This window comes from Desulfomicrobium aestuarii, from assembly GCF_055385525.1.
In genome coordinates, this window is sequence record NZ_AP042427.1 from 2,501,429 (window position 1) to 2,526,231 (window position 24,803).

The following is a 24,803-nucleotide window of genomic DNA, read 5'->3' on the forward strand; positions in this document are numbered from 1 at the left end:
CGACACACATCGCATCTTGACAGCTTCGGGCTCTTTCCCTAAGGAAGCTTTTCCTTGCTGGGCGATCGTTCAACGGCAGGACAGCGGACTCTGACTCCGTCAATCTTAGTTCGAATCTAAGTCGCCCAGCCACCGCGTCCCCATCGTCTAGCTAGGTCCAGGACACCGGCCTTTCACGCCGATAACAGGGGTTCAAATCCCCTTGGGGACGCCAAACGACCATAACGGGTTCATCCCGCCCCCCCGGAGGTTCCGGGAAATACACTCCAAGCCCCTGGCGAAAGCCCGGGGCTTTTTTTGTATCCCGGCCAGCCGGAACCCGGACGCGGCAGGATCTTTGCCCCCTCTCTCACCCCTCTTCTTGCCGGTCATGCCGATCAGCGACTGCACCTGGCTGTGCGCCTGCAATTCTCTTCGACCCGGCCAGCGTCTCGCCCATCACGTGCAGGAGGCCCTCGATCTTCACGGGCTTGGCCGCATATCCGTCCATCCCGGCGGCCAGGAACTTCTCCCTGTCTCCGTCCATGGCGTAGGCCGTCAGGGCGACGATGGGGACGTCCTTCTTCGGGCCGAGAGCTGCTGATTCACGGATGAGGCGGGTCGCTTCGATTCCGTTCATGACGGGCATCTGGATGTCCATGAGGACGCAGTCGATGTCGTTTGCGGCCAGCAGTTCAAACGCCTGTCTGCCGTTTTCGGCCGGCAGCACCGTGTGGCCGGACTTTTCCAGCAGCTTCCGGGTGGTGAGACGGTTGGAAGCGTCGTCCTCGACGAGGAGGACGCGCAGGCTGTCACCTCTCCCCGGGCGGGAAGTTTCGGCTGCGTCCGATGAAGCATCCCCATGAATTGCGAAGGGCAGGGTCACATGCACGCTCGTGCCTTTGCCGGGGGCGCTCTCAATGGTGATGGTTCCGCCCATGAGTTCAACCAGCCTTTGCACGATGGACAGGCCCAGCCCTGCACCCTGGTAATTGCGCGTAAAGGAGTTCTCGACCTGCCGGAACGGCTCGAAAATGTCGCGCAGCCTGTCCTCGGCGATGCCGATGCCCGTATCCGTGACGCAAAAATGCACGCCACAGGCATCGTCCGCCCTGGCGGAGAGCGTCGCGACGTTCAAGGCGACCCTGCCACGCTCCGTAAATTTGATGGCGTTGCCCACCAGATTGAAGAGTACCTGGCGCACCCGCATTTCGTCTCCGACCAGGACTTCGGGCATGCCCGGGGCAAGGGTGCATTCCAGGGCCACGCCCTTCTTTCTGGCCGTGACGGCGAAAAGTCCGGACACGGAATCAATGACGTCCTGAACCCTGAAGGGCGCCTTGCGAATCTCCATCTTGCCCGCCTCCACCCTGGAGAGGTCGAGGATGTCCGACAGGAGTCTGGTCAGGCGGTTGCCGGCTTCCGTGGCCATATGGATGTAGCTGGCCTGTTCGGCGTCGAGAGGGGTGGTCTCCATGAGCTGGAGCATGCCCATGAGCCCGTTGATGGGGGTGCGTATCTCGTGGCTCATGTTGGCCAGAAATTCGCTTTTCGCCTGGTTGGCGGCCTCCGCCTGCGTCTTTGCATGCAGCAGGGCTTCCTCAGTCCGTTTTTGATCCGTGATGTCCCGAAACTCCGTAACCCGGACATTTCTCCCCTTGTACGGAATGTTGCGCGCTTCGAGGCGGACTGGGTATTCTTCCCCGTTCTTGCGGACTCCTGTCGCCTCATAGGGACTTTCGTCCCCGGGCAGGATCTTGCTCATGACCAGGTCGCGCGATTTTTCGGATATCAGCATGAGGCCGTCCATCCCGATCAGTTCATCCGTGGAGTAGCCGGTGATGTCGGAGAGCCCCTGATTGCAGTCCAGGATGACGCCCTTGTCGTGAATGGTGATGCCGCCGAAGGAAGCGTTGTGCAGGACCTTGAAGCGCTCCTCGCTTTCGCGGAGTTCCCCTGTCCTCATTTTGACCTGCCTGCGCAGCGTCCACGACCAGAGGAAAAAACCGAGCAGCAGGAGGAGAAGCGGCACCAGGACCATGGCGAGTTTGCGCAGGATGGTGACAAAGGACAGGGTCGGCGCCTCGTAAACGCCCATCCATTTTTCGTGCAGACGACGGTACTCGCCGGAATCCTTGAGAACCCGCAGCCCCTCGCTGAACTGCGCCAGAAGCGCCGCATGCCCTTTGGGCACGGCATAGCAGTAATCCAGCGAAAGAAACGAATTCTGGCCCAGCTGCAGATTTGTCCAGCCGCGCGCCTTGATGATGTGCAGGGCGATGATGCGGGGGACCAGGGCGCAGTCGTACTTCCCCTCGGCCAGTTCCCGCAGCATGTCCTCCTGGGTCTCCACGGCGGACACCCGGGACGCCAAGCCTTGTTCCAGGAGATATTCGTGGCTGACGTCTCCGTTCTGGACGGCGACGTTCTTGTCCTTGAGATCGTCGAGTGAAACCGGTGGATCGATTTCCCCGCGTCGCGCCACGACGACGTAATTGTTCACCGAGTGCGGCTGGGTGAAGTCGAATTTTCGGTCCCGCTCCGCAGAATAGAACATGCCCTGAACCGCGTCGATTTCGCCCCGCTCCAGATCGTGCAGCACGCCGGTCCAGGGCCCGAGACGGATTTCGACGTCAAGCCCCATCTCCTTGGCGATCATCCGGGTGAGTTCGACATTGAAACCGGCCGGGTTCCCGTATTCATCCAGATATTCGAACGGCGGATAGCGATGATCGCCGCCCACGACGATGCGGCGGTCCTTCGGCAACTCCAGGGCGGCGAACCACCGGGAGTGAAGACGGCGATAGGTCCCGTCGGCGATGACGATGGCGAGCCCTTCGTTCAGCAGGGCCAGCATGCGGCTGTCGCCTTTTTTGACGGCGAAGCAGAAGTCCTGGCGAAAGTCCTCGATGGGCTTGTCGACGATCCGCAGGTTCTCAAGCCCGGTTTGCGGGATGAGACGCAGCGCCACCAGGCGTTGCACGACCACGGCGTCGTGACGCCCCTGGGACAATTCGTGCAGGGCTTGCTCAAAGGTGGGGGTGGTCGTGATCAGTATGCCGCGGTCTTCACGACGCAGGAACTCCTCGGCGTTGTCGCCCTGCATGACAGCCACGCGATGTCCCCGGAGATCGGCCAGGTCATTGATATCCTCCGTCCCGGAGTGCACCACGATGGCCCCGTGCAGGGTCATGTAGGGCACCGTGAAATCGAAGAACTCTTCGCGCTCGGGCGTGCGGCCGACCAGGGGCAAGGCCTGCACCTCGCCCCTTTCCAGCAGGCCCTTTACCTCGGCCCAGGGTCCCGTCCGGAAGGTGACGTCGCGCCCCATGGCGGCCAGGGCGGCACGCAGAAGTTCCACGGAAAAACCGTCGGCGCGGCCCGATTTATCGACAATGGAAAAAGGAGGGTAATCTATCTCGGCGGCCGAGATGACGGGCGAGGATGGTGCGGATGCGATGGCAGTTTGCGGCTCTTGCAGGGAGAGAACAAGCAGTATGAACGTCAACAATGTAACGACGCGGCCCCGCCATCGGACATGAACGTCCGAACGGTCCGATTCGCTGGCCACAAAAAGAATTCGGTCACTCATTTTTTCCGGGACACCTTGGGGTATTGGCCACCACAGTCTGACACCCTTGTGGACGAATTCGGTCAAAATCTCAAGGCATGCATGGAGATTGACTTGAATTTGACTATGGTTGGCACAAAAACCAGGAGGTCGCAGACAGAACACCAGGACCGGAAAAGGCGCGGCCACGAAGGCCTTCCGAGGGGTGAACCCAATACCAGGTCACGAACCAAAAACTTTTGGTTCTTCGACAGTTGTTACAAAAATCATGAAGCCGCCGGACCCCAAGCTGAAAAACCCGTGACGTGTTGGCGGCGGAACGCTTCACGCACCTTCGACCACCAACCCGTCGGCCATGCGCACCACCCTGTCGGCGCGGCTGGCATAGGATTCGTCGTGGGTGACCATGACGATGGACAGGCCGTCACCCTTCAGCCCTTCCAACAGCGAGATGACGGCCTCCCCGGTGGTCTTGTCCAGGTTGCCGGTGGGCTCGTCGGCGAAGAGGATCTTCGAGTCCTTGACCAGGGCGCGGGCGATGGCCACGCGCTGCTGCTCGCCGCCGGACAGGTGCCCCGGCAGCTTGCCGCCCTTGCCGGCCAGTCCCACCCGCTCCAGGCAGTCCTCGGCCCTGGCCCGCTCCCGGTTCCCCACCCGTCCCAGGCCCGTCATGAAGGGCAGCAGCACGTTCTCGCGGGCCGTCAGGTACGGCAGCAGATAATGGAACTGGAAGACCACGGCGAAATCGCGGTTGCGCAGCCTGTTCAGCCGCTCGGGCGAAAAGGCGGTCACGTTCTCGCCGCCGTAGAGGACCTCGCCGCCGTCCGGCGCCAGGAGGGTGGAGAGGACGTTCAGAAACGTCGTCTTGCCGGAGCCCGAGCGTCCGACGATGCTGACGAACTCCCCTGCCCCGACGGTCAGACTGACGCCGCGCAGGGCCGGGGCGGCGACCCCTTCGGAGGTGAAGGTCTTGGTGATGTCTTTGGCTTCAAGCATTGCGTGCCTCACAGGGATATGAGCGCCGTGGACGGCTCGATGGAGGCGGCCTTCCACGACGGGAAGAAGGCGGCCAGGACGGAGACTCCGACGATGAGGGCACAGGTCAGCAGAAGGTGCCCGGCGTGCATGGCCGCCTCGGCTTCCTGGGCCATTCCCAGGAGGTCCAGGACCTCGACGCTCAGGAAGAAGCCGCCGAAATACCCGACGACCCCTGCCGCCAGGCCGATGAGCGCCGCCTCGAAGCAGAACACGCCGAAGATCCCGGAGCGTGAAAAGCCCAGTGAGCGCAGCAGCCCGATCTCGCGGATCCGCTCGTTGACCGAGGAGAGCATGGTCGCGCCGACCATGCAGCAGGCGATGAAGAGGATGACCAGGCTGACGGTCAGAATCAGGTGCTCGACGAAATGAACCGAGTACATGCGCTGCTTGACGATGGACTGCATGGCCTGGATCTCCGTGTCGGGGAGCTTTTCCTCCAGCTGGCGCACGATGTCCTCGATGGGGCAGCCCGCGCACAGGGCGGCCACCTCCACGAAGCTGACCTTGCCCTCCTGCCCGAAGGCCGCCTGGGCGAAACCCAGATCCGCGAAGATGACGGAGTCGTCGTCGCTGCCCGTGGGGTCGAGGATGCCGGAGACCACCGCCGGCCGCCCGGCCAGTTCGAACCCGTCCCCGACCTTCAGGCCGAGCCGGGCCGCAGCCTTGGAGCCGGCCAGAACGCCGTTCTCCACGGACGGAAAATCGCCCTGCATGGACCAGTAGCCCTTGAGAACCTTCTCGCGCTCGAAGCGCACCCCGACCACGCCCACGGCCACGTCGCCGATCCTGGCCATGGACACGAGCTTGGGCGCCACGACGCTGATGCGGTCGCGGTAGCCGATGGACAGGATGCGCTCCTCCACGTCGGCCTCGCGCAGGTCCGTCATGCCCATGAGCATGTCGCCGAGGGAGAACCCGCCGTAGCTCACGGTCAGCTTCTCGCTCCTGGGCGTGACCAGGATGTTGGCGCCGAAGGCCGTCAACTTCTTTTCGAGGGAATGGCCCACTTCCCGCGAGACGTAGTTGAGGGAGACGATCGCCACCACGCTCAGTGTGAAGACCGTGAACAGAAGCGACGTCTTGAGCCACTTCTTGCGCATGGTCCGCAGGGGGATGGTCAGGATGTTCACTTGAAGAACCCCGTCCCCTCTGCCAGGTCGGCCACGGCGATGACCACGCTGCCGCCCTCGACCCGGTGCGTCAGGGGCGCCGGATTGCAGCCGCCCTTGACGTCGCCGATGCGCGAGGAGTGGAAGCGCATGCCGCAGTTGTTGCAGATCATGAACTCCTTGTCCTGGGAGTACCCCTTCTTGGCGTGGTAGCAGACGTCGCAGGCGTCGAAGGCCGCCCGCAGCCGGTCGCCGCTCTGGAGCAGGAAGAACTTCAGCTCAGCGCCTTCGCCCGAAAAACTGAAGTGATGGGCCTTGCCGTCGGACACCTCGGATACGGGGATCCTGATCTCGCCCCCCTGGGCCTCCACGGTCTTGGGACCGGAAAAAAAGCCCATAAGGGCAAAGGAGTGGGTAGCGGCCAACGACAGCAGAAGAGCGACAATCACGGCAGAAGCTGTTTTCATCAGTATACCTCGAAAAATCGGATTGATTTGATCCGAAATTGCGCAAGCATGGAACATGCCAAACAAAAACCTTGTCATTCCGGAATGATGGCCCCAGCAATGTGCAAAATTCGACACATCGCTACGATCACAGACACGAGCCGCTGCACATGTGCACAAACATGCCGCTGCATGAAGGGGCCGGAAAGGCCGACCATTTCCCCTTGAACCGGCCCCGCCTCCCGCGCTATTCGTCCTTGCACGAAACAAGGAGCACGCATGGACACCGCCACATTCAGAGCCCGGATCGACACCTTCGAAGCCCTCATGCAGGACAGCGCGCATCTGGCGGACATCCGCCTGGCCCCGGACAAATGGACCCTCAAGGAGATGGTCGCCCATCTCGTGGACTCCGCGTCCAACAACCACCAGCGCTTCGTGCGCCTGCAGCTCGAACCCGTCCTCGTCTTCCCCAAGTACGACGCCGAGCAGTGGCGGACCGTGACCGGCATCGGCACCTTCGGCTACGCCGATGTTCTGGCCCTGTGGAAAAGCTACAACCTGCTTCTGCTGCACCTCATCGAAGGGGTGAACCCGGCCGCCCTGAACCATGTCTGGCGGAAGGAGGACGGGGACGTCACCCTGGAAGCCCTGATCCGCGACTACTTCGATCACATGGAGCTGCACCGGAAGCTGTTCGCCGAGCGCGCCGCAGAACTGGGAGGATAGGGTGGACGCCCTGCTCCCCAAAGCGCTGAGCTTGACGCTGGCGGTTTTCCTGATCGGCAGCCTGCTCGAGGTGGGCCTCAAGCTCGATGTCGGGGCCGCCTTGCGGGCCTTGCGCAACGTGCGCTTCATGGCCCTGAGCGTCGTCTGGGGCTATGCGCTCTGCCCTGCCCTGGCCTGGGCCCTGACCAAGGTCATGCCGCTGCCCCAGGCCTACGCCGACGGGATGCTCTTCCTGAGCATGGCGCCCTGCGCGCCGTTCTTCCCGATGGCTGCGCAGAAGGCGAAGGGGGACCTGGCATACATGGCCGCCTTCACTCTGCTGACGTCCGTCTGCACCGTGATCTACATGCCCCTCGTCACCCCGTGGCTGGTCAGCGGCCTGGCCGCCGACGCCTGGCTCATCGCCAGGCCGCTCATCTTCCTCATCCTGGCCCCGATGATCCTCGGGGCCGCCCTGCGGCTCGCCAACCGGACTCTGGCGGAAAAAATCCACCCCGTCTGCCGCAAGGCCACCCTCGTCTCCATAGTCTTCATGCTCGGGCTCGTCCTGTGGATCTACCGGGCGGATCTCGCGGCCATGGTCGGCACATGGGCCATCGCCACCCAGTTCCTGTTCTACTCCTCGGTCACGGCCGCCAGCTACCTCTCTGCCTCCGGACTGCCGCATTCCCAGAAGAGCGTCCTCGCCCTGGGCGTCTCCACCCGCAACATCGGCGCCGCCATCGCCCCGCTGCTGGCCATTGCCGGCACGGACCCCCGGACCATCGCCATGGCCGTCATGGCGGTGCCCGTCACCGTTTTCTGCGCCTTCGGCGCCGCCCCGCTGCTGGCCCGCCTCCAACCCGCGGAAGGGAAAGCCGGGTCATGAACGCCCGGAAGCTCCAAGAATCCGCGGCCGAACCCCGGACACGCGCCAGCCTCGCAAACGACTGCCGCCTGGTCCTGATCCTCGGCACCGACGCCTCAGGCAAGGATCACGTGGCCCGTCTGGTCATGCGGCATCTGCAGAGGGCGGGAATTTTTCTCGAAAAACGGCGCGGCTGGCTCTCGGCCCCGGCCTGCGCGGCCGACTCCTCGGAGCATAAGGGGCCCGGCCGCCTGTTCGCCGAGAGGCTCTTCCTGCGCATCTACCCCTTCATCGCCTGGGCACTGCCGACGGCGCTGACCCTGTGCATCCTGGCGGACGTCCTGATCTACCGGCTCCTGCGCCGCAGGCCGGTCATGGTCGTCAGCCACACGGCCCTGCGCCTGCTGGCCTTCCACATGGGCCACGACGACGCCTTCCGCATGCCCGCCCACCTCGGGAAAGCCCTGGCGACGCTGCGCGGCCAGGGGCTGCAGACCCTGTTCGTAACCACGGAGAGGCATGTGCGTCTGGGACGCATTCAAGACCGCATCCGGCGGGACAAGGTCGACCATTTCGACCTCTACATGGCCAGGCGGCCCCGTCACGGGGAGCGCGTCACGGACGCCCTGGAGCGCATCGCCGTGGACTTCCTGCACGCGCACACGATCCGCAACGACGCACACGGGGACGCCCACATCGCCCTGGCCCTGCACGAAATCTGGCCCGTAGGTCGCTCTTACCTCTGAGCACGGCACCCGCCGGGCCATCGCATACCTCCCTGCGATCTCCTTTCATGACGGCATGTTGCAGCTGCGCAGCCGCTAATTTTTGCTGCTGCAATCATTGACGAAACGATCGATTTTCGTTTTTAGTTTTCTCCGGAGGAAATACCAATGCACAAAATTCTCATCGCTCTCTGCCTGGCCCTGACCGCCACCTGCTCCTTTGCCGCCGACACGCCCGTGACCGTGGCCCACGCCACCTGGGTCGGCTACGGCCCCCTGCACATCGCCAAGGAACTCGGCTACTTCAAGGAACAGGGCCTCGACGTGAACCTGACCATCATCGAGGACGAGTCGCAGTACGCGGCCGCCCTGGCCTCGGGCAACATCGACGGCCTGGGCAACGTCATCGACCGCGAGGTCATCCACTTCGCCAAGGGCACCCCCGAGACCGTCATCTTCGCCATGGACGAGTCCACGGGCGGCGACGGCGTGGTCGCCGCAGGCGGCATCAAGACCGTGGCCGACCTCAAGGGCAGGACCGTGGCCCTGGACAAGTCGTCCACCTCGTACTTTTTCTTCCTGTCCATCCTGGAAAAGAACGGCGTGAAGGAGGACGAAGTGAACATCCAGGAGATGGGCGCGTCCGACGCCGGCGCGGCCTTCGTGGCCGGCAAGGTCGACGCCGCCGTGACCTGGGAGCCCTGGCTGACCAACGCGGGCCAGCGCGAGGGCGGCCACGTGCTGATTTCCAGCCGCGAGATGCCGGGAACCATCGTCGACGTCTTCGTCATGAACGACAATTTTATGGCCAAGCACCCCGAGGCCCCGGCCAAGATGGCCAGAGCCTGGTTCAAGGCCATCGAATGGTACAAGGCCAACCCGGCCAAGGGCGACGAGATCATGGCCAAGGCCTTCGGCCTGTCCGCCGCCGAAGTGGCCGACATGGCCAAGGGCGTGACCTTCAAGGGCGCGGCCGAGAACCTGGCTTTCGTCAAGCCGGGCCAGGGACTCTACGCGGTGGCCGACCGGGCCATCCGCTTCTGGAAGGAGAAGGGCATCATCGAGAAGGACGTCACTGCGGCCGATTTCGTGACGGACAAATACGTCGTCGAAGGCGCCAAGTAGGTGTCGACGCGGCCCAAGGCCAGTCCCGCCCACCGTGCGGGGCTGGCCATCCTTTCCTTCGCCGCGGTGCTGGCTGCCTGGTCCGCGGCCTCCTACGGCGGACTGGTCAAGGAGCTCTTCCTGCCCAAGCCCCACAGCGTGCTGCTGGCCTTCGCCGACATGCAGCGCGACGGGATCCTGCTGTCCTACACCTGGGACAGCGTGTACCGCGTCATGGTCGGGTGGTCCCTGGCCGTGGCCGCGGCTGTGCCGCTGGGCCTCTTCATCGCCACGTCGAGGCGCGGGGCGGCCGTGTGCGCGCCGCTCATCGAATTTGCCCGCTACCTGCCGGTGGTGGCCCTGGTGCCCCTGACCCTCCTGTATTTCGGCATCGGCGACGGGCAAAAGTTCGCCATCATCTTCCTGGGCACCTTCTTCCAGCTCGCGCTCATGGTCGCCGACAGCGTGGCCGCCGTGCCCCGCGACCTGGGCCGGGCCGCAGCCACCCTGGGCGCGAGCCGGGCCCAGATCTACCGCATGGTCCTGCTGCCCGGCGCCCTGCCCGGCATCATGGACGACCTGCGCATCACCGTGGGATGGGCCTGGACCTACCTCGTGGTGGCCGAACTGGTGGCCGCCAACTCGGGGCTGGGGTACATGATCCTGCGCGCCCAGCGCTTCCTGGCCATCGACCGCATCTTCGCCGGGCTGGTCCTCATCGGCCTGCTGGGCCTGGCCACGGACTGGCTGTTCAAGGCCGCCGCGCGGCTGTGCGTGCCGTGGAGCGAGAAGGTGGACGCATGAGCGCGCTGCTGGAGATCAGGGCTCTGCGCAAGGATTTCTCCGGGGCGGCCGGACCCGTCACGGCCCTGGAGGGGATCGACCTCGACGTGGCCGAGGGGGAACTGGCCGTCATCGTCGGGCCGTCGGGGTGCGGCAAGTCCACGCTGCTGAACATCTTGGCCGGCCTCGAACACGGCACGGGCGGGGAGGCCCGCATCGACGGGCGCCCCATCACCGGACCGGGCGCGGACAGGGGCATGGTCTTCCAGTCCTACACGCTTTTCCCCTGGCTGTCCGTGCGGGAAAACGTGGAGTTCGGCCTGCGAATCAAGGGCGTGCCCAAGGGCGAGCGGGCCGAAACCGCCCGGCGCTATCTCGGGCTGGTGGGCCTGGCCGACTTCGAGAACGCCCTGCCCAAGGAGCTGTCCGGCGGCATGAAGCAGCGCGTGGCCATCGCCCGCGTGCTGGCCAACCAGCCGCGCATGCTGCTCATGGACGAGCCCTTCGGCGCCCTGGACGCCCAGACCCGCCTCGTGCTGCAGGAACTGCTGCTCGGGATCCGCGCCCAGGAGCGCAGCACGGTCCTCTTCATCACCCACGACATCGACGAGGCCATCCTGCTGGCCGACAACGTCTACGTCATGTCGCGCCGGCCAGGACGGCTCAAGGCGCGCATCCCCGTGGACATCCCGCGGCCGCGCGACCACCGGGTCACGGTCAGCGCCGATTTTGCGGCCGTAAAGGCACGCATCATGGAGCTGCTCTGGGAGGAGATCACGGCCTGACGACTTTGCAACCGCGCAGACCTGAACATCTGCGCGCCGTTGCGGTTCGAGGGAGAGACCCTGCGGTTCAGGGTGCGATCTTTGGGAGGTGATACATGGACGTTCTGCAGACCATCACACCGATTTTTCTCCTGATCCTGACCGGCTTCGCGCTGCGCAGGGCCTCCTTCCCAAGCCAGGAGTTCTGGCCCCAGGCCGAACGCCTGACCTACTACGTGCTTTTCCCGGCCCTGCTCATCGACAAGCTGACCTCCATGCACGCCGGGCAGCACTCCCTGCTGGCCATGGCCGTGAGCCTCGTCGCCGCCATATGCGTCGTCGCCGCCGCGCTCATGGCCGTCCGCCCCCGGCTGCAGAGCGACGGCCCGGCCTTCACCTCCATTTTCCAGGGGGCCATCCGGCCCAACACCTACGTCGGCCTTTCGGCCGCGGGCGGCCTGTTCGGCGACGAGGGTCTGTCCCTCTCGGCCGTGGCCCTTATGACCATCATCCCCACCGTCAACGTGCTCTGCGTGCTGGTCCTGACCCGCCACGGGCGAAACACGCAGGCGCGCGGCCTGCGCGACACGCTGGTGCAACTCGGGCGCAACCCGCTCATTCTGGCCTGCGCCGCGGGCTTCGCCCTGCACGGTGCGGACGTCGCCCTGCCCGCCATGGTGCAGGAGGGGCTGCACATCCTCGGCAGCGCATCCCTGCCCCTGGGCCTGCTGGCCGTGGGCGCGGGTCTGTCCTTTTCCGCCGCCCTGAACGGTTGGAAGGACATCATCTCCAGTTCGTTCTGCAAACTGCTCGCCCTGCCCCTGCTGGCCTTCGCCGCAGGCAGGGCGCTCGGCCTTGCGGGCACGCCCTTGGGCATCTGCCTTGTCTTCACCGCCGTGCCGGTCTCGGTCTCGTCCTACATCCTGGCCCGGGTCCTGGGCGGAGACCACGACCGCATGGCCGCCATCATCACCGTGCAGACCATCGCGGCGCTCCTCTCCATGCCCCTGGTGCTGGGCCTGCTGCTCTGAGAGCCGGCCCCCGGGACAAGGGCCCGCAGCCCCCGGAAAAAACAACGCGGGAACCCGACCGTCCGTCGGGTTCCCGCGTCAAGCCGCATCCGATCGCCCGCGCCGCGGTGTTATCCCGCGGCCCTGAACAACCCCAGGTTCGCCTCCAGGGCCGCCCCCTTGAGCAGGTCGTCCATGGCCCGTTCGTAATGCTCTCCCTCCACTCCGGGGATCAGGCTTAGCTTGTTCACGGCCGAGAGCACGGCGACGTTCTGCATGCGCGGGTCTTTGATGTCCGGGCTCGTCACGGCGTGGACCGTGATGGAGCGTGCGGCCGCTGCCCGGGCGACGTCCTCGGCGCTCACCTCGGCGGCCGTCCCGAGGCGCACGGGCAGGGGCTGCAGCACGGTGTCGTAGTAGGCCAGAGTCCCGCCGTCGCGCAGGGCGGTCTGCATGGCCCGCAGGGCCTCGTGGCGCTCCAGGCCGATGGCCAGGTCCGCCTCCCCGGCGGGGATGAGGGGGCTGTGGGCCGAGGCGCCCAGGCGGATCTGGGACACGACGATGCCGCCGCGCTGGGCCAGACCGTGGGTGTCGACGGCCTTGGCCGCGTGGCCGGCGTGGTCCGCGGCGCGCAGGATGATCTCGCTCAAGAGGCCGATGCCCTGGCCGCCGACGCCGCAAAGATAGATATTGAATATGTTCATGAGGCGCTCCTTAGCGGATGATGGCCTTGCTGGGACAGGTCTGCATGCACGAGCCGTCGCCGATGCACAGTTCCGGGTTCACGGTCACGCTGCCGTCGGCGGCCAGGGTGAAGCTCGGGCAGGCGAAGTCCTGCACGCAGACGTGGGCGCGGGTGCAGAGGTCCTGATCGATGGTCACGTGCCGGTCCACGTAGCCGCTCTTGCGGCGCTGGTTGCGGGTGAAGAGCAGCATGCAGGGGTGGCGGGCGATGACCACGCTGAAGGCGTCCACGTCCAGGGCCTGACGCATGAGGTCCGTCAGTTCGGCCTTCTTGTAGGTGTCGGTCTCGAAGATGTGCTTGACCCCGAGCCCTTCGAGGAGCTGCCGCACCGGGATGGCGTCGGTCGGCTCGTTGAAGTTGCGCCCGGACCCGGCGTGGTCCTGGTGCCCGGTCATGGCCGTGGTGCCGTTCTCCATTAGCACCAGAGTCAGGTTGTGCCGGTTGAAGATCGCGTTGACGATGCCCGGCAGCCCGGCGTGGTAGAAGGTCGAGTCGCCCAGGAAGGCCACGACCTTGCGCGTGTCGTTGAAGAGGGTCAGGCCGGCGCCCATGCTCGTGGACGCGCCCATGCACAGGAGCACTTCCCCCATGCGGTACGGCTCCATGAAGCCCAGGGTGTGGCAGCCGATATCGGCCACGGTGATGGTCCCTTCGGGCAGGGCCTTCTTTATGGCGTGAAATGCGCTGCGATGGCCGCAGCCCGGACACATCTGGGCCGGGCGTGTGGGAACTGGGGCCAGCGGCTCGGCCGCCGCCTCTCGGGCCGGGAACATGTCGGGCCAGGTGCGGTGCAGGATGTCCCGGACCTTGTCCGCCGTGTACTCGCCCACCCAATCCTCGTCGTCGGCCTTGCCGATGACCCGGGCGGCCAGGCCCCGGTCGTAGGCCAGGGCCTTGATGTCCTTCTCCAGGGTGTCGTCCAGCTCCTCCAGCACCTTCACCTCGGCGTGGCTCTGCAGAAAGTCGGCGATGACGCGCGACGGCATGGGGTACGGCATGGCCAGCTTGAGCACGTCGGGCCGGCTCGGGAGCCCTTCCAGGGCGTCGGCCACGGACAGGGCGACCATGCCCGAAAGGATGATGCCGCGCGGGTTTCCGTCGCCCGTGACCGTGTGCAGACCGCGCTCGTCCACCCAGCGCTCGGCCTTCCTGAGGTTCTCCAGGGCCGTGCGCTTCTTGGGGAAGACGGCGGCCGTGAGGGGGATGTACGGGCCGTTGGCCGCGTCGAAGCGCGGGTTGCTTTCGAAGGCTTGCGGCTCCCAGCCGGCGAAGGCGACCTTCTCCTTGGCGTGGCAGACGTGGGTCGTCAGGCGCAGGATGACCGGGCGGCACAGGGTGCGGGCCAGAGCCGCGGCCTCCTTGTAGTAGGCGTAGACCTCGGCCGGGTTGGCCGGCTCCAGAAGCGGCGTGTAGCTCATGGCCGCGTAGTGGCGGTTGTCCTGCTCGTTCTGGGAAGAGTTGGCGCCGGGGTCGTCGCCCAGCACCACGACCATGCCGCCGATGAGGTTCAGGAGCGACAGCTGCACAAAGGCGTCCGCCGCCACGTTCAGCCCCACGCTCTTGAAGAAGACCGTCGACAGGTAGCCGTTCAGGGCCGCGCCCAGGGCGACCTCCGTGGCCACCTTCTCGTTGGTCGAGAATTCGAAATAAAAGGGCCGCTTCTCCGGCGCGATGGACTGGATCGCCGTGGCGATCTCCGGCGTCGGCGAACCGGGATAGGACGCGACCACGCGCGTCCCGGCCTCGACCATGGCCCGCACCAGGGCCGTGTTGCCCATGACGATCTCCGAAAAAGGCGTCCGGGTCAGGAGCATTTCACCCATGTACTTCATGTGCTTCCTCGCTGTAGGGAGGTTTCGGACCCCCGAAACGGAAATCCTGACATTCATACTGCCTACCCCACACGGAAGCGGGAGGCAATGACCATGCGGAGGAAACCATGTCCGACCTGACCTTCACGAAGATCGAGCAGAGCATCAAGGACCGCAAGCGCCTGCACCTGACGTTCCTCAAGAACGTCAAGACCTACGCCCCATTCCTGGAACTGGAGGAAAAGGCATTTGCCGACGGCGCCCTGGACCGCAAGACCAAGGAGCTCATGGCCCTGTCCATCTCCATCGTCACCAAGTGCGAACCGTGCATGGAATGGCACCTGGACCAGGCCATGCAGCACGGAGCCACGGACCAGGAGATCTACGAGACCATAGACGTGGCCGTCGAAATGGGCGGCGGCCAGGCCGGGGCCTACGCGCGCTTCGTGCTCAAGGCCATGGAGTATTTCAAGGGGAGGCGGGAGGAATGAGCGGTCCAGACCGTCGGAATCCTGAAACCAAGATTTCTGCACCGGAAAGGGGGCAAATGCCGGCTTTTTTCAGCCTCGCTGAAACCTGACGTATAATAATTCAATTATCTTAATTTATTCAATTTATATCATAACCTCTGCTTTCAAACTGGCAATTGGACGAACATAAACTGACAATTGGACGATATAAAATTTGCAATTGGACGGACGACAATCTACATATGGACGCCATGGAATCGACAGACCTCTATCCACGCTTCATCCGCCCCCGCCTGCTGGAGGCACTCGCCGATGCTCCGGTCGTGCTGATCCATGGCCCCCGTCAGTGCGGCAAGACGACGCTGGCCCGACAGGCGGGCGAGGATGCGAGCTTTGCCTATCTGAGCTTTGACGACGACGTGCAACGCGCCGCCGCGCAGAGCGATCCTGTGGGCTACGTCGCCGATCTTCCGAAGCGGGTGATCCTGGACGAAATACAGCGCGTGCCGGAACTGTTCACGGCGCTGAAGGCGGCCGTGGACGCCCGGCGGGAGGCCGGCCGTTTCATCCTGACCGGCTCGGCCAACGTTCTCCTGATTCCCCGTCTGGCGGATTCGCTGGCCGGAAGGATGGAGATACTCAGACTCCACCCGCTGGCCCAGGCGGAACTCTCCGGAAAAAACCCGGAATTCCTGACCGCGTTACTGCAAGGACGATTCAAGGCAGGCATCAAAGGACGGCGTCTGGGCCGGGATCTGGCCGAACGCGTGGCCGCCGGAGGCTATCCGCCCCCCTTGAAGCGCGCTACGGCCAAGCGCAGAGCCGCCTGGTACCGCGATTACGCCGAAACCCTGGTCCAGCGGGACATCCGCGATCTGGCCCGCATCAGCCAAATGGACGCCCTGCCCCGCCTGCTGACACTGGCGGCCGGACAAACGGCCCGCCTGCTGAACGTGTCGGACCTGGCCGCGCCCTTCCAGGTCAGCCGAAGCACGATCCGCGAGTACGTGACCTTGCTGTCGCGGATATTCCTCCTGGAAGAACTGCCTCCCTGGCACAGCAACCGTCTCAGCCGGCTCATCAAGACCCCGAAGCTGCACCTCGGAGACACGGGCCTGGCCTGCGCCCTGCTCGGCCTGGACGCCGATGCCCTCTGGAACGACCGCGCTGTGTTTGGCCAGATTCTGGAAACCTTCATCTATCAGGAACTGAGGCGCCAGGCCAGCTGGCTGGATGACGCAGTCTCGTTCAGCCATTTCCGGGACAAGGATAAGTCGGAAGTGGATATCGTGCTGGAATGCGGGGGGCGGATCGCGGGGGTCGAGGTAAAGGCGTCATCGACGGTGACCGGCGACGATTTCAAAGGCCTGCGCAAACTTCAGCAGGCCGTGGAAAACCGTTTTGCAGCCGGCATCGTGATGTACGACGGCGAGGCGGTCGTGCCCTTCGGGAATCAACTGTGTGCCGTACCAATCTGTAGCCTGTGGGCTTCAACACGGCCATCGCAGCAATAAATTGGCGGACCACCCAAAAATGACTCGCGATAATTGCCTGATATAAAAAATAAAAACAGCACACTACCATTCCACTCAACGGATTGAGTAAAAATACTCACTCATTGAGCAAAATTATTTCAACGAGCGTATTCTTCTATTTTATAGGTGGTTACGCCACGAACCGGCCATGAAAAAACGGGAGCCCGGATGATCCGGACTCCCGTTTTTTGTACAATTTTCCAGAGGCTTTCAGGACAACCGGCCCTTGAAATCCTCGTAACCGAAGCTCCGCACCACGCGCATGGAACCGTCCTCGGGTTCGAAGACCGCGATGCTTGGCAGCTGGATGCCGTTGAAGGTGTTGGTCTTGACCATGGAGTAGTGGGCCATGTCCGTGAAGACCAGACGGTCGCCGGGGACCAGCGGCCGGTCGAAGGAGTATTCTCCGGCTACGTCTCCGGCCAGGCAGGACAGGCCGCCCAGGCGGCAGGTCCAGGGCTTCTCGCCGGGCAGGCCGGAGCCGACGATGTGCGGGCGGTACGGCATCTCCAGCACGTCGGGCATGTGCGCCGGGACGGACGCGTCCATGATGACGATGGGCATGTCTGCCTCGGTCACGTCGAGGACGGTCGAGACCAGGTAGCCCGTGTTCAGGGCCACGGCCTCGCCGGGTTCCAGGTAGACCTGAACGCCGTGGCGCTGCTTGAAGTCGTTTATCAGCCGGCACAGGAGGTCCGTGTCGTAGTCGGGGCGGGTGATGTGGTGGCCGCCGCCGAAATTGACGTACCGCATGCGCGGGAAGAACTCCCCGAAGCCCTTTTCGGCGGCCGCGATGGTCCGCTCCAGGCAGTCGGCGTTCTGTTCGCACAGGTTGTGCCAGTGCAGGCCCGTGACCCCTTCGAGCAGGTCGGGCCGGAAGTCCCTGCGCCGGATGCCCAGGCGCGAGCCCGTCGAACACGGGTCGTAGATGGGCACCGCGCCCTCGGAATGCTCGGGGTTGATGCGCACGCCCAGTTCGATCTCCCGGCCGAGCCGCTTGGCCTCCTCGGCGATCAGGCCCCGGAAGGCCTCCAGCTGGCGGAAGGAGTTGAAGACGATGTGGTCGGCCGTGGTGCACAGATCGAAGATGTCGGCCTGGGAGTAGCCGGCCGCGAAGGCGTGCACCTCGCGGCCGAACTCCTCGCGGCCGAGCCTGGCCTCATGCGGAGAACTGGCGCAGACCCCGTCGAGCACCTGCCGCAGGACCGGGAAGACGCTCCACATGGCGAAGCCCTTGAGCGCCAGCAGGATCTTGCAGCCCGTGCGATCCTTGACCCCGGCCAGGACGTCCAGATTGCGCCGGATGAGCCCCAGGTCGACCACGAAGGACGGCGTGGCGACCTGGCGCGTGTCGAAGCGGTACGCGGTACGGCCGTCCATCACAGGTCGACCACCACCCAGGGCAGGCCGTGGATGTTGAGCTTCTCCATGAACGGGTCCGGGTCGAGCTGCTCCATGTTGAAGACGCCCGCGCCGCGCCACTTTCCGGTCAGCATCATCATGGCCCCGATCATGGCCGGCACGCCCGTGGTGTAGGAGATGGCCTGGGAGCCGACCTCGCGGTAGGCCTCCTCGTGGCTGCAGATGTTGTAGATGTAGACCTTTCTCTCCTTGCCGTCCTTGACGCCCTTCATGACGCAGCCGATGCAGGTCCGCCCCTTGGTCAGGGGCCCCAGGGAGCCCGGCTCGGGCAGCACGGCCTTCAGGAACTGCAGGGGCACGATCTTCTGGCCCTGGTAGTCCACGGGCTCGATGGAGGTCATGCCGATGTTTTCCAGCACCTTCAGGTGGTTGAGGTAGTTCTGGGAGAAGGTCATCCAGAAGCGGGCGCGCTTCAGGCCCCGGATGTTCTGCACCAGGGATTCCAGCTCCTCGTGGTACATGAGGTAGCAGTCCTTGGGGCCGATGCCCTCGGGGAAGTCGTAGCTCATGCGCCAGGACAGGGGGTCGGTCTCGACCCACTCGCCCCGCTCCCAGTAGCGGCCGCGCTGGGTGATCTCGCGGATGTTGATCTCGGGGTTGAAATTGGTGGCGAAGGGCTGGCCGTGGTCGCCCGCGTTGCAGTCGATGATGTCGAGCTCGTGGATCTCGTCGAAGAGGTGCTTCTGGGCGTAGGCGCAGTAGACGTTGGTCACGCCGGGGTCGAAGCCCGAGCCCAGAAGGGCCATGAGCCCCTTCTCCTTGAAGCGCTCCTGGTAGGCCCACTGCCACTTGTATTCGAATTTGGCCTCGTCGAGGGGCTCGTAGTTGGCCGTGTCGAGGTAGTCCACGCCGGTTTCGAGGCAGGCGTCCATGAGGGCCAGGTCCTGGTACGGCAGGGCCACGTTCAGGACCAGCTTGGGCTGAAACTTTTTGATGAGGGCCACGGTCTCGGCCACGTTGTCGGCGTCGAGGGCGGCCGTCTGGATGGTGCGTCCGGTCCTTTCCTTCACCGACGCGGCGATGGCGTCGCACTTGGACTTGGTCCGGCTGGCCAGCATGATCTCGCTGAAGACTTCGGGCGCCTGGGCGCACTTGTGGGCCACCACATGGCCGACGCCGCCGGCGCCGATGATGAGCACTTTGGACATGGCGATCCTCCTTCAATAAGGCATGGTTCGAATTACACGCCGGCCGTGGGGCCGCTCGCGCACACATCGGGATTGTCGCAATCCCGGCCCTCGTTCAGATAGGTGTAGCCGCGCAGGCCGCGCTCATAGGCGCGCATGATCATGAAGCGCTCCTGGGGGCTGATCTTGCCCTCGCGGACGCCCTGCTCGGCCACCTTGCGGAAGTTCTCCAGGACCTGCTTGGGTTCGAACTCGACGTAGGACAGCACGTCGGCCACGCTGTCGCCCTCGAGCTCGCGGATGAAATCGTAGGTGCCGTCCTCGTTGATGCGCACGCTGACGACGTTGGTGTCGCCGAAGAGGTTGTGCAGGTCGCCCAGGGTCTCCTGATAGGCGCCGACCAGGAACGCGCCCAGATGATAGGGCTCGCACGGCTTGACCGAGTGCAGCTCCAGCACGCGCTTGACGCCGTGGATGTCGATGAAGCTGTCGAGCTTGCCGTCGCTGTCACAGGTGATGTCGGCCAGGATGGCCTGCTCCGTGGGCAGCTCGTCCAGCCGGTGCACGGGCATGATGGGGAAGAGGTGGCCGATGGCCCAGGCGTCGGGCAGGGACTGGAACACGCTCATGTTGCAGTAGTAGATGCTGGCCAGGGCCAGGTCCACGTCCTTCAGGGCCGAGGGCGGGTTCTTCATCTCGGGCAGCTTCTCGGCGATGGCGCGGATGACGGCCCAGAAGATGGTGTCGGACAGGGCGCGCTGGCGCAGGCTGCACTGGCCCAGGCGGAAGAGCTGCCGGATCTGGTCGCGGTAGTAGATGGCGTCGTTGTAGCACTCCTGCAGGTTCTTCAGGGACAGGGAGTTGTAGACCTCAAGCAGATTGTGCACGGCCTCGGGGTCGTCCTCGTCCAGGGTCTTGGGCACCGGGCGCTTCTCCAGAAGGCTCACGTCCAGCACGTTGAAGAGCAGCACCGAGTAGTAGGCCACGGTGGCGCGGCCGGACTCGGTGATGATGTGCGGGTGGGGCAGTTCGTGCTCGTCCACCGTGGCCATGACGGACTCGACGATGTCCGTGCAGTACTCTTCGAGTGTGTAGTTGCGGCTGCTGGCGTAGTTGGTGTGCGATCCGTCGTAGTCCACGGCCAGGCCGCCGCCCAGGTCCAGAAAGCCCATGGCGCAGCCTTCCTTGGCCAGCTCGGCGTACATGCGCGCTGCCTCGTGCACGGCGGTGCGGATGTCGCGGATGTTGGGGATCTGGGAGCCCAGGTGGAAATGCAGCAGCTGCACGCAGTCGAGCATGTCGCGGGAGCGCATGAGGTCCAGCACGTCCACGACCTCGGCCGTGGACAGCCCGAAGATGGACAGGTCGCCGGCCGACTCGGCCCAGTGGCCGCCGGCCTGGGTCGAGACCTTGATGCGCACGCCGATGCGCGGCTTGATGCCGAGGATCCTGGCGCGGTCGAGGATGAGGGGCAGTTCGCTCGGCATCTCCAGGACCAGGAAGCAGAGGAAACCCATCTTGCCGGCGTAGAGGGCCAGGTCGATGTAGTCCTGATCCTTGTAGCCGTTGCAGACCAGGCAGGCCTTGGGGTTCTTCAGGAAGGACAGGGCCGCGATGAGCTCGGCCTTGCTGCCGACCTCGTAGCCGTGGTTGTAGCGGTCGCCGACCTTGGAGATCTCCTCGAAGACCTGCTGCTGCTGGTTGACCTTCACGGGGTAGACACCGCGGAACTCGCCGCCGTACTGCAGGTCCGTGATGGCCTTGGCGAAGGAGTCGTGCAGCAGGGAAATCTGGGCGTCGAGGAGGTTCTCGATGCGCAGCAGCACCGGCAGGCCCAGGCCGCGTTCCTGCAGGCCGCTGATGATGGACGGGATCGGCACGCAGACGTCCTTGCCCGGGAACGGCGTGATGCCCATCTTTCCGTCGGGCGTGATCCTGAAATAGCCGCCGCCCCAGTTGTCCACGCCGTAGAGCTCCGAAGAGCGCTCAACCGTCCATTTTTCGAGAGTCCGAGATCGCATCGATGTCCTCCGCCTTCATACCATAGAATATGCAGGCCACGGCGAGAACCTGGCCAGCGCACCCCTCTAAACGCGAGGGGTCCCGTCGTCAATAAAACTTGTGCGGGCACGCAATTTCCGCCGCAAACCCGCAAAAAGGTCCTGGCCTTGGGCGCGGGCCTGGGCTATCTGCCTTGTGCCTACTTCATCACCGGGAGTCCCGCATGTCTTTTCTCGAACTGATGGCCGTGGCCGTGGCCCTGGCCATGGACGCCTTCGCCGTGGCCATCGCCGCCGGCGTGGCCCTCAAGGTCGTGACCCGCCGCCAGACCTTCCGCCTAGCCTGGCACTTCGGCCTGTTCCAGGCCGCCATGCCCGTCATCGGCTGGTTCGGCGGCCTGATGGTGCGCGACTACTTCCTGCGCTTCGGGCACTGGATCGCCTTCGCCCTGCTCCTCTATATCGGAGGACACATGCTCTGGGAAGGTCTGCATCACGACGAGGACGACACGTGTCAGGACCCCACCGTGGGGTCCCGGCTCATCATGCTCTCTGTGGCCACGAGCATCGACGCCCTGGCCGTGGGCTTCACCCTGGCCATGCTCGCGGTGCCCATCTGGTTCCCGGCGGCCGTCATCGGCGTGGTGGCCCTGTGCTTCACGGCCGCCGGCCTGCACCTGGGCATGCTGCTCGGCTGCCAGACCCGCCTCGGACAGCGCGCGGAAGTGCTCGGAGGCGTCGTGCTCCTGGGCATCGGCGCCAAGATCCTGTGGCAGGCCCTGTGAGGCGGACGGGGGCTAGTCCTTCCTGATGTCGTCGAAGTCCTTCCTGATGTCCTTCAGTTCACGCCTGTAGCCCTCGGCGTCGCCGTAGTCCACGAAGCGGTCGTAGCGCGAGTGGGTGCTTTTCGGCAGGCGCGAGTGCCGGATGGGGCACCAGTACTGCTCCGTACGGCCGGCGATCTCGCGCAGGTAGCCCATGAGGCCGTTGAAGTAGCCGCAGTACATGCAGTTGCACTTCTCCACCCAGTTCAGATACTTGAGCTTGTGCCTGTCGATGACGATGTAGTCGCTGCGCCGGACCATGGGGATGCCGTAGACCGGAAAGCAGATCAGCTGATACAGCATGACGAACACATCCAGAAACATCGCCGGGATGAGCGCGAACCAGATGATCGGTATGGTCAGAACCTTGAACACGCCCGATTCGTAGGCGTAGGCCGTCCAGCGGATGAGCAGGGCGCGGTGCGCCTCCTGCACCTCGCGGCTGAAACGGACCTTCTTCTTCTCGACGGTGTAGCGGAACTCCTCCTGCTTGGCGGCCAGTTCCTGACGCAGCTGCTGCTCCAGTTCGTCCATTCTGGAGCGAATTTCCCTGAACGTGTCTCTCATCACATCTCCTTTTTGGTGTGCAGACTGGTCTATACGCTCCGGCCCATCCCCACAACCCGCGAAGCGGGACCTTCCAACCTCCCGTCCATCTAGGCAGGGCGCCTGCGCTCTGGTATGGTTGCATCGCCGCCAACATTTTTCCCAGGAGGCCCGCATGAACGGCTGGACCGCACGGACCATCGACATCGACCTGACCGCCATGACGGTACGCACGCCCCCCCTCGACCGGGAACTGGCCCTCTCCTTTCTCGGGGGACGGGGCCTCAACTCCAAGATTCTCTTCGACCGCGTCCCCCCCGGAATCGACCCCCTCGCCCCGGAAAACGTGTACTGCATCGCCCCCGGCCCCCTGTCCGGGACGATACTGGGCATGACCAGCCGCATGGAGGTCTCCACCCTCTCTCCCTATTCGGGCATCCTGGGCGACGGCAACGCCGGCGAGCGCTTCGCCTCGGTCATGAAACACGCCCGGGCCGACCAGATCATCATCACGGGGCGAGCCAAGGCCCCCTGCTACCTCTTGGTCACGCCGGACTCGGCCGAACTTCTCGACGCCCGCGACCTCTGGGGCAAGGACACCTGGCAGACCACGGACCTGCTCCTGGCCAGACACGGGTCGAAGGCCTCGGTGGCCTGCATCGGCCAGGCCGGGGAAAACCTGGTGCGTTTCGCCTCGACCATCGTCGACAAGTACGCCTCGGCCGCCCGGGGCAGCGGCGCGGTCCTGGGTTCCAAGAACCTCAAGGCCGTGGTGGTCCTGGGCGACCACCGCGTGACACTGGCCGACCCCGAGACGTTCAAGGAACTGGCAAAACTCGACAGGGAATACTTCGCCAAAGACGAATTCCAGCGCAACGTGGCCAGCCGCTACGGCTCGCATCACGGCGTGGTCAACTGGCGGCCGGGTTTCCGAAACTACGGGAAGTACCTGGAGCCCGAAGAGATTCCCCGGCAGCTGCGCCCCGAAGCCTGGAAAGAGTTCGAAACCGGCCGCACGGGCTGCGGCAACTGCCCCGTGCGCTGCAAGAACGTCTACGAGATCCCATCGGGCGCGAGAAAGGGCGAGCACGGCGAGGCCCTGGAATACGAGTCCATCTTCTGCATGGGCACCAACTGCGGCGTAACGGACCCCGTGGCCATCATGGAGATGAGCAATCTCGGCGACATCTACGGGCTCGACGTCATTCCGCTGGGCAACGCCATGGCCCTGGCCAAGGACCTCTTCGCCCGCGGCATCCTGACCCGCGAACGGACCGGCGGCCTGGACCTGTCCTGGGACAACGTCGCCGACCAGGTGGAACTCGTGCACCTCACGGCTCTGCGCGAGGGCTTCGGCAACCTCCTGGCCGAAGGCATGCTGTCCATGGCCAAAATCATCGGGCCCGCGGCCCTGCTATACTGCTACCACGTCAAGGGCCTGAGCCGCGGCCCCTACCCGGCCGGCCTCTTCGCCCTGGCCCACGCCACCTCGACGCGCGGGGCCGATCATCTGCGCGGCCGCAGCTGGGCCTACGGCGAGAACGACCCGGACCTGTACCCGAAACTGCAGGCCTCGGGCGCCATGCACGCCGACATGGACGACCCGGTCGAGGCCATCATCCTGTCCGAACGGGTCTGCACCCTGGCCGACAGCGTGGGCCGCTGCAAGGGCGCGGTCAACTCCTGGGCCAACGCCCTGCCCCTGGCCTGGAAGGAGCCCCTCTTCGGCGGCCTGGCCCGCCTGCTGACGGCCGCCACGGGAGAAGCGTTCGACGAGGAGGGGCTCATCCGCGCCGCGGACCGCATCTACACCCTGGAAAAAGCCTTCAACGCGCGCCAGGGCATCACGCGGGTCCACGACGCCATACCCCTCAACCCCGACCTGTTCGGCCCCGAGGACATGAAACGGGAAAAGGCCAGGCACAACGCCATGCTGGACCGCTACTACGCGCGCCAGGGACAGGACCCCGTCACGGGCATTCCCACCCGGGAACGCATGGTGGAGCTGGGACTCGCCGCGGAGGCGGCCAGGCTTCACGGGGAAGGCCCCTATCCCGAGTGGACGGGGCCGACGCTCTGGCCGCAGGAGAAATACCCGCACGGCGGACAGAGGGCCTGAACGGGCGGCGCAGCAGCGTCTCACCCCTCAAGGGTTTGAAAAAGAACCAATTCTTGCATCGGTGCAGGGGATGGTGTTACACGCTCCCAAGACCGGCTG

At 64.8% G+C, this 24,803-nt stretch carries 21 protein-coding genes and 2 tRNA genes; 13 read left to right on the top strand and 10 right to left on the bottom strand.

The window, feature by feature from the left end:
* Nucleotides 1–58: 58 nt before the first annotated feature.
* A tRNA-Gln gene (locus ACZ5AC_RS11340) sits at nt 59–132 on the top strand.
* 4 nt (nt 133–136) lie between these two features.
* A tRNA-Glu gene (locus tag ACZ5AC_RS11345) sits at nt 137–214 on the top strand.
* A 135-nt stretch (nt 215–349) separates the two neighbouring features.
* On the opposite strand, the gene ACZ5AC_RS11350 is transcribed toward ACZ5AC_RS11345, so the two are convergent.
* The 4 genes from ACZ5AC_RS11350 to ACZ5AC_RS11365 form a co-directional block, all read right to left on the bottom strand.
* Nucleotides 350–3,571 (bottom strand): transporter substrate-binding domain-containing protein, encoded by a 3,222-nt coding sequence (locus ACZ5AC_RS11350; RefSeq protein ID WP_464247726.1) that lies wholly within the window; start codon nt 3,569–3,571, stop codon nt 350–352.
* A gap of 303 nt (nt 3,572–3,874) precedes the next feature.
* Nucleotides 3,875–4,546 (bottom strand): ABC transporter ATP-binding protein, encoded by a 672-nt coding sequence (locus ACZ5AC_RS11355; protein WP_464247727.1) that lies wholly within the window; start codon nt 4,544–4,546, stop codon nt 3,875–3,877.
* An 8-nt stretch (nt 4,547–4,554) separates the two neighbouring features.
* Complete coding sequence (locus ACZ5AC_RS11360) at nt 4,555–5,718, bottom strand: ABC transporter permease (RefSeq protein WP_464247728.1); 1,164 nt, start codon at nt 5,716–5,718, stop codon at nt 4,555–4,557.
* Nucleotides 5,715–6,164 carry a Fe-S-containing protein gene (locus tag ACZ5AC_RS11365; protein ID WP_464247729.1) on the bottom strand — a complete coding sequence of 150 codons (450 nt, stop codon included), beginning with the start codon at nt 6,162–6,164 and terminating at the stop codon, nt 5,715–5,717. The genes ACZ5AC_RS11360 and ACZ5AC_RS11365 overlap by 4 nt, the downstream gene beginning before the upstream one ends.
* A gap of 258 nt (nt 6,165–6,422) precedes the next feature.
* Here ACZ5AC_RS11365 and ACZ5AC_RS11370 point away from each other — a divergent pair, with 258 nt between their 5' ends.
* The 7 genes from ACZ5AC_RS11370 to ACZ5AC_RS11400 all read left to right on the top strand — a co-directional run bounded on the left by ACZ5AC_RS11370 (nt 6,423) and on the right by ACZ5AC_RS11400 (nt 12,126).
* Nucleotides 6,423–6,872, top strand: coding sequence for a DinB family protein (locus tag ACZ5AC_RS11370; protein WP_464247730.1), 450 nt, complete (start codon nt 6,423–6,425; stop codon nt 6,870–6,872).
* Nucleotide 6,873: 1 nt separating this feature from the next.
* Entirely contained in the window at nt 6,874–7,740 is an 867-nt protein-coding gene (locus tag ACZ5AC_RS11375; RefSeq protein ID WP_464247731.1) for a bile acid:sodium symporter family protein, read from the top strand.
* Nucleotides 7,737–8,465: a hypothetical protein gene (locus ACZ5AC_RS11380; RefSeq protein WP_464247732.1), complete on the top strand. Its 729-nt coding sequence runs from the start codon at nt 7,737–7,739 to the stop codon at nt 8,463–8,465. Before ACZ5AC_RS11375 ends, ACZ5AC_RS11380 begins: the two co-directional genes overlap by 4 nt.
* 147 nt (nt 8,466–8,612) lie before the next feature.
* The gene (locus ACZ5AC_RS11385) at nt 8,613–9,569 is read left to right on the top strand and encodes an ABC transporter substrate-binding protein (RefSeq protein ID WP_464247733.1); all 957 of its coding nucleotides are present in this window, start codon (nt 8,613–8,615) and stop codon (nt 9,567–9,569) included.
* Entirely contained in the window at nt 9,570–10,352 is a 783-nt protein-coding gene (locus tag ACZ5AC_RS11390) for an ABC transporter permease (protein WP_464247734.1), read from the top strand.
* Nucleotides 10,349–11,116, top strand: coding sequence for an ABC transporter ATP-binding protein (locus ACZ5AC_RS11395; protein WP_464247735.1), 768 nt, complete (start codon nt 10,349–10,351; stop codon nt 11,114–11,116). Before ACZ5AC_RS11390 ends, ACZ5AC_RS11395 begins: the two co-directional genes overlap by 4 nt.
* 95 nt (nt 11,117–11,211) lie before the next feature.
* Nucleotides 11,212–12,126 carry an AEC family transporter gene (locus ACZ5AC_RS11400; protein WP_464247736.1) on the top strand — a complete coding sequence of 305 codons (915 nt, stop codon included), beginning with the start codon at nt 11,212–11,214 and terminating at the stop codon, nt 12,124–12,126.
* A 110-nt stretch (nt 12,127–12,236) separates the two neighbouring features.
* On the opposite strand, the gene ACZ5AC_RS11405 is transcribed toward ACZ5AC_RS11400, so the two are convergent.
* Both ACZ5AC_RS11405 and ACZ5AC_RS11410 read right to left on the bottom strand, forming a co-directional pair.
* The gene (locus tag ACZ5AC_RS11405; protein ID WP_464247737.1) at nt 12,237–12,809 is read right to left on the bottom strand and encodes a 2-oxoacid:acceptor oxidoreductase family protein; all 573 of its coding nucleotides are present in this window, start codon (nt 12,807–12,809) and stop codon (nt 12,237–12,239) included.
* Nucleotides 12,810–12,819: 10 nt separating this feature from the next.
* Nucleotides 12,820–14,682, bottom strand: a complete 1,863-nt coding sequence (locus ACZ5AC_RS11410; protein WP_464247738.1) for a thiamine pyrophosphate-dependent enzyme — start codon at nt 14,680–14,682, stop codon at nt 12,820–12,822.
* Nucleotides 14,683–14,789: 107 nt separating this feature from the next.
* On the opposite strand from ACZ5AC_RS11410, the gene ACZ5AC_RS11415 reads away from it, so the two are divergent.
* On the top strand, nt 14,790–15,152 hold the full coding sequence (locus ACZ5AC_RS11415; protein ID WP_464247739.1) for a carboxymuconolactone decarboxylase family protein: 363 nt from the start codon (nt 14,790–14,792) through the stop codon (nt 15,150–15,152).
* Nucleotides 15,153–15,373: 221 nt separating this feature from the next.
* Nucleotides 15,374–16,645 carry an ATP-binding protein gene (locus tag ACZ5AC_RS11420; RefSeq protein WP_464247740.1) on the top strand — a complete coding sequence of 424 codons (1,272 nt, stop codon included), beginning with the start codon at nt 15,374–15,376 and terminating at the stop codon, nt 16,643–16,645.
* 231 nt (nt 16,646–16,876) lie between these two features.
* Here the strand turns inward: ACZ5AC_RS11420 and nspC are convergent, their stop codons facing one another.
* From nspC to speA, 3 genes are read right to left on the bottom strand one after another with little or no spacing between them, the layout of a single operon-like run.
* Complete coding sequence (gene nspC, locus ACZ5AC_RS11425; RefSeq protein ID WP_464247741.1) at nt 16,877–18,046, bottom strand: carboxynorspermidine decarboxylase; 1,170 nt, start codon at nt 18,044–18,046, stop codon at nt 16,877–16,879.
* Nucleotides 18,046–19,236 (bottom strand): saccharopine dehydrogenase family protein, encoded by a 1,191-nt coding sequence (locus ACZ5AC_RS11430; RefSeq protein WP_464247742.1) that lies wholly within the window; start codon nt 19,234–19,236, stop codon nt 18,046–18,048. The genes nspC and ACZ5AC_RS11430 overlap by 1 nt, the downstream gene beginning before the upstream one ends.
* Before the next feature lie 32 nt (nt 19,237–19,268).
* Nucleotides 19,269–21,236 (bottom strand): biosynthetic arginine decarboxylase, encoded by a 1,968-nt coding sequence (speA, locus tag ACZ5AC_RS11435; protein WP_464247743.1) that lies wholly within the window; start codon nt 21,234–21,236, stop codon nt 19,269–19,271.
* Between the two features lie 203 nt (nt 21,237–21,439).
* Between speA and ACZ5AC_RS11440 the strand changes: the two genes are divergently transcribed.
* Entirely contained in the window at nt 21,440–22,000 is a 561-nt protein-coding gene (locus ACZ5AC_RS11440; RefSeq protein ID WP_464247744.1) for a manganese efflux pump MntP, read from the top strand.
* A 12-nt stretch (nt 22,001–22,012) separates the two neighbouring features.
* Here ACZ5AC_RS11440 and ACZ5AC_RS11445 read toward each other — a convergent pair whose 3' ends face one another.
* Nucleotides 22,013–22,606 (bottom strand): hypothetical protein, encoded by a 594-nt coding sequence (locus tag ACZ5AC_RS11445; protein ID WP_464247745.1) that lies wholly within the window; start codon nt 22,604–22,606, stop codon nt 22,013–22,015.
* Nucleotides 22,607–22,760: 154 nt separating this feature from the next.
* Here ACZ5AC_RS11445 and ACZ5AC_RS11450 point away from each other — a divergent pair, with 154 nt between their 5' ends.
* Nucleotides 22,761–24,704: an aldehyde ferredoxin oxidoreductase family protein gene (locus tag ACZ5AC_RS11450; RefSeq protein WP_464247746.1), complete on the top strand. Its 1,944-nt coding sequence runs from the start codon at nt 22,761–22,763 to the stop codon at nt 24,702–24,704.
* Nucleotides 24,705–24,803 lie beyond the last annotated feature (99 nt).

Coding starts and splice junctions, on each gene's coding strand:
- ACZ5AC_RS11405 (WP_464247737.1), bottom strand. CDS start 12,809: ATGAACATATTCAATATCTATCTTTGCGGCGTCGGCGGCCAGGGCATC.
- ACZ5AC_RS11410 (WP_464247738.1), bottom strand. CDS start 14,682: ATGAAGTACATGGGTGAAATGCTCCTGACCCGGACGCCTTTTTCGGAG.
- ACZ5AC_RS11415 (WP_464247739.1), top strand. CDS start 14,790: ATGTCCGACCTGACCTTCACGAAGATCGAGCAGAGCATCAAGGACCGC.
- ACZ5AC_RS11450 (WP_464247746.1), top strand. CDS start 22,761: ATGAACGGCTGGACCGCACGGACCATCGACATCGACCTGACCGCCATG.
- ACZ5AC_RS11365 (WP_464247729.1), bottom strand. CDS start 6,164: ATGAAAACAGCTTCTGCCGTGATTGTCGCTCTTCTGCTGTCGTTGGCC.
- ACZ5AC_RS11385 (WP_464247733.1), top strand. CDS start 8,613: ATGCACAAAATTCTCATCGCTCTCTGCCTGGCCCTGACCGCCACCTGC.
- ACZ5AC_RS11380 (WP_464247732.1), top strand. CDS start 7,737: ATGAACGCCCGGAAGCTCCAAGAATCCGCGGCCGAACCCCGGACACGC.
- ACZ5AC_RS11420 (WP_464247740.1), top strand. CDS start 15,374: ATGGACGCCATGGAATCGACAGACCTCTATCCACGCTTCATCCGCCCC.
- ACZ5AC_RS11445 (WP_464247745.1), bottom strand. CDS start 22,606: ATGAGAGACACGTTCAGGGAAATTCGCTCCAGAATGGACGAACTGGAG.
- speA (WP_464247743.1), bottom strand. CDS start 21,236: ATGCGATCTCGGACTCTCGAAAAATGGACGGTTGAGCGCTCTTCGGAG.
- ACZ5AC_RS11355 (WP_464247727.1), bottom strand. CDS start 4,546: ATGCTTGAAGCCAAAGACATCACCAAGACCTTCACCTCCGAAGGGGTC.
- nspC (WP_464247741.1), bottom strand. CDS start 18,046: ATGGACGGCCGTACCGCGTACCGCTTCGACACGCGCCAGGTCGCCACG.
- ACZ5AC_RS11370 (WP_464247730.1), top strand. CDS start 6,423: ATGGACACCGCCACATTCAGAGCCCGGATCGACACCTTCGAAGCCCTC.
- ACZ5AC_RS11395 (WP_464247735.1), top strand. CDS start 10,349: ATGAGCGCGCTGCTGGAGATCAGGGCTCTGCGCAAGGATTTCTCCGGG.
- ACZ5AC_RS11430 (WP_464247742.1), bottom strand. CDS start 19,236: ATGTCCAAAGTGCTCATCATCGGCGCCGGCGGCGTCGGCCATGTGGTG.
- ACZ5AC_RS11400 (WP_464247736.1), top strand. CDS start 11,212: ATGGACGTTCTGCAGACCATCACACCGATTTTTCTCCTGATCCTGACC.
- ACZ5AC_RS11440 (WP_464247744.1), top strand. CDS start 21,440: ATGTCTTTTCTCGAACTGATGGCCGTGGCCGTGGCCCTGGCCATGGAC.
- ACZ5AC_RS11350 (WP_464247726.1), bottom strand. CDS start 3,571: ATGAGTGACCGAATTCTTTTTGTGGCCAGCGAATCGGACCGTTCGGAC.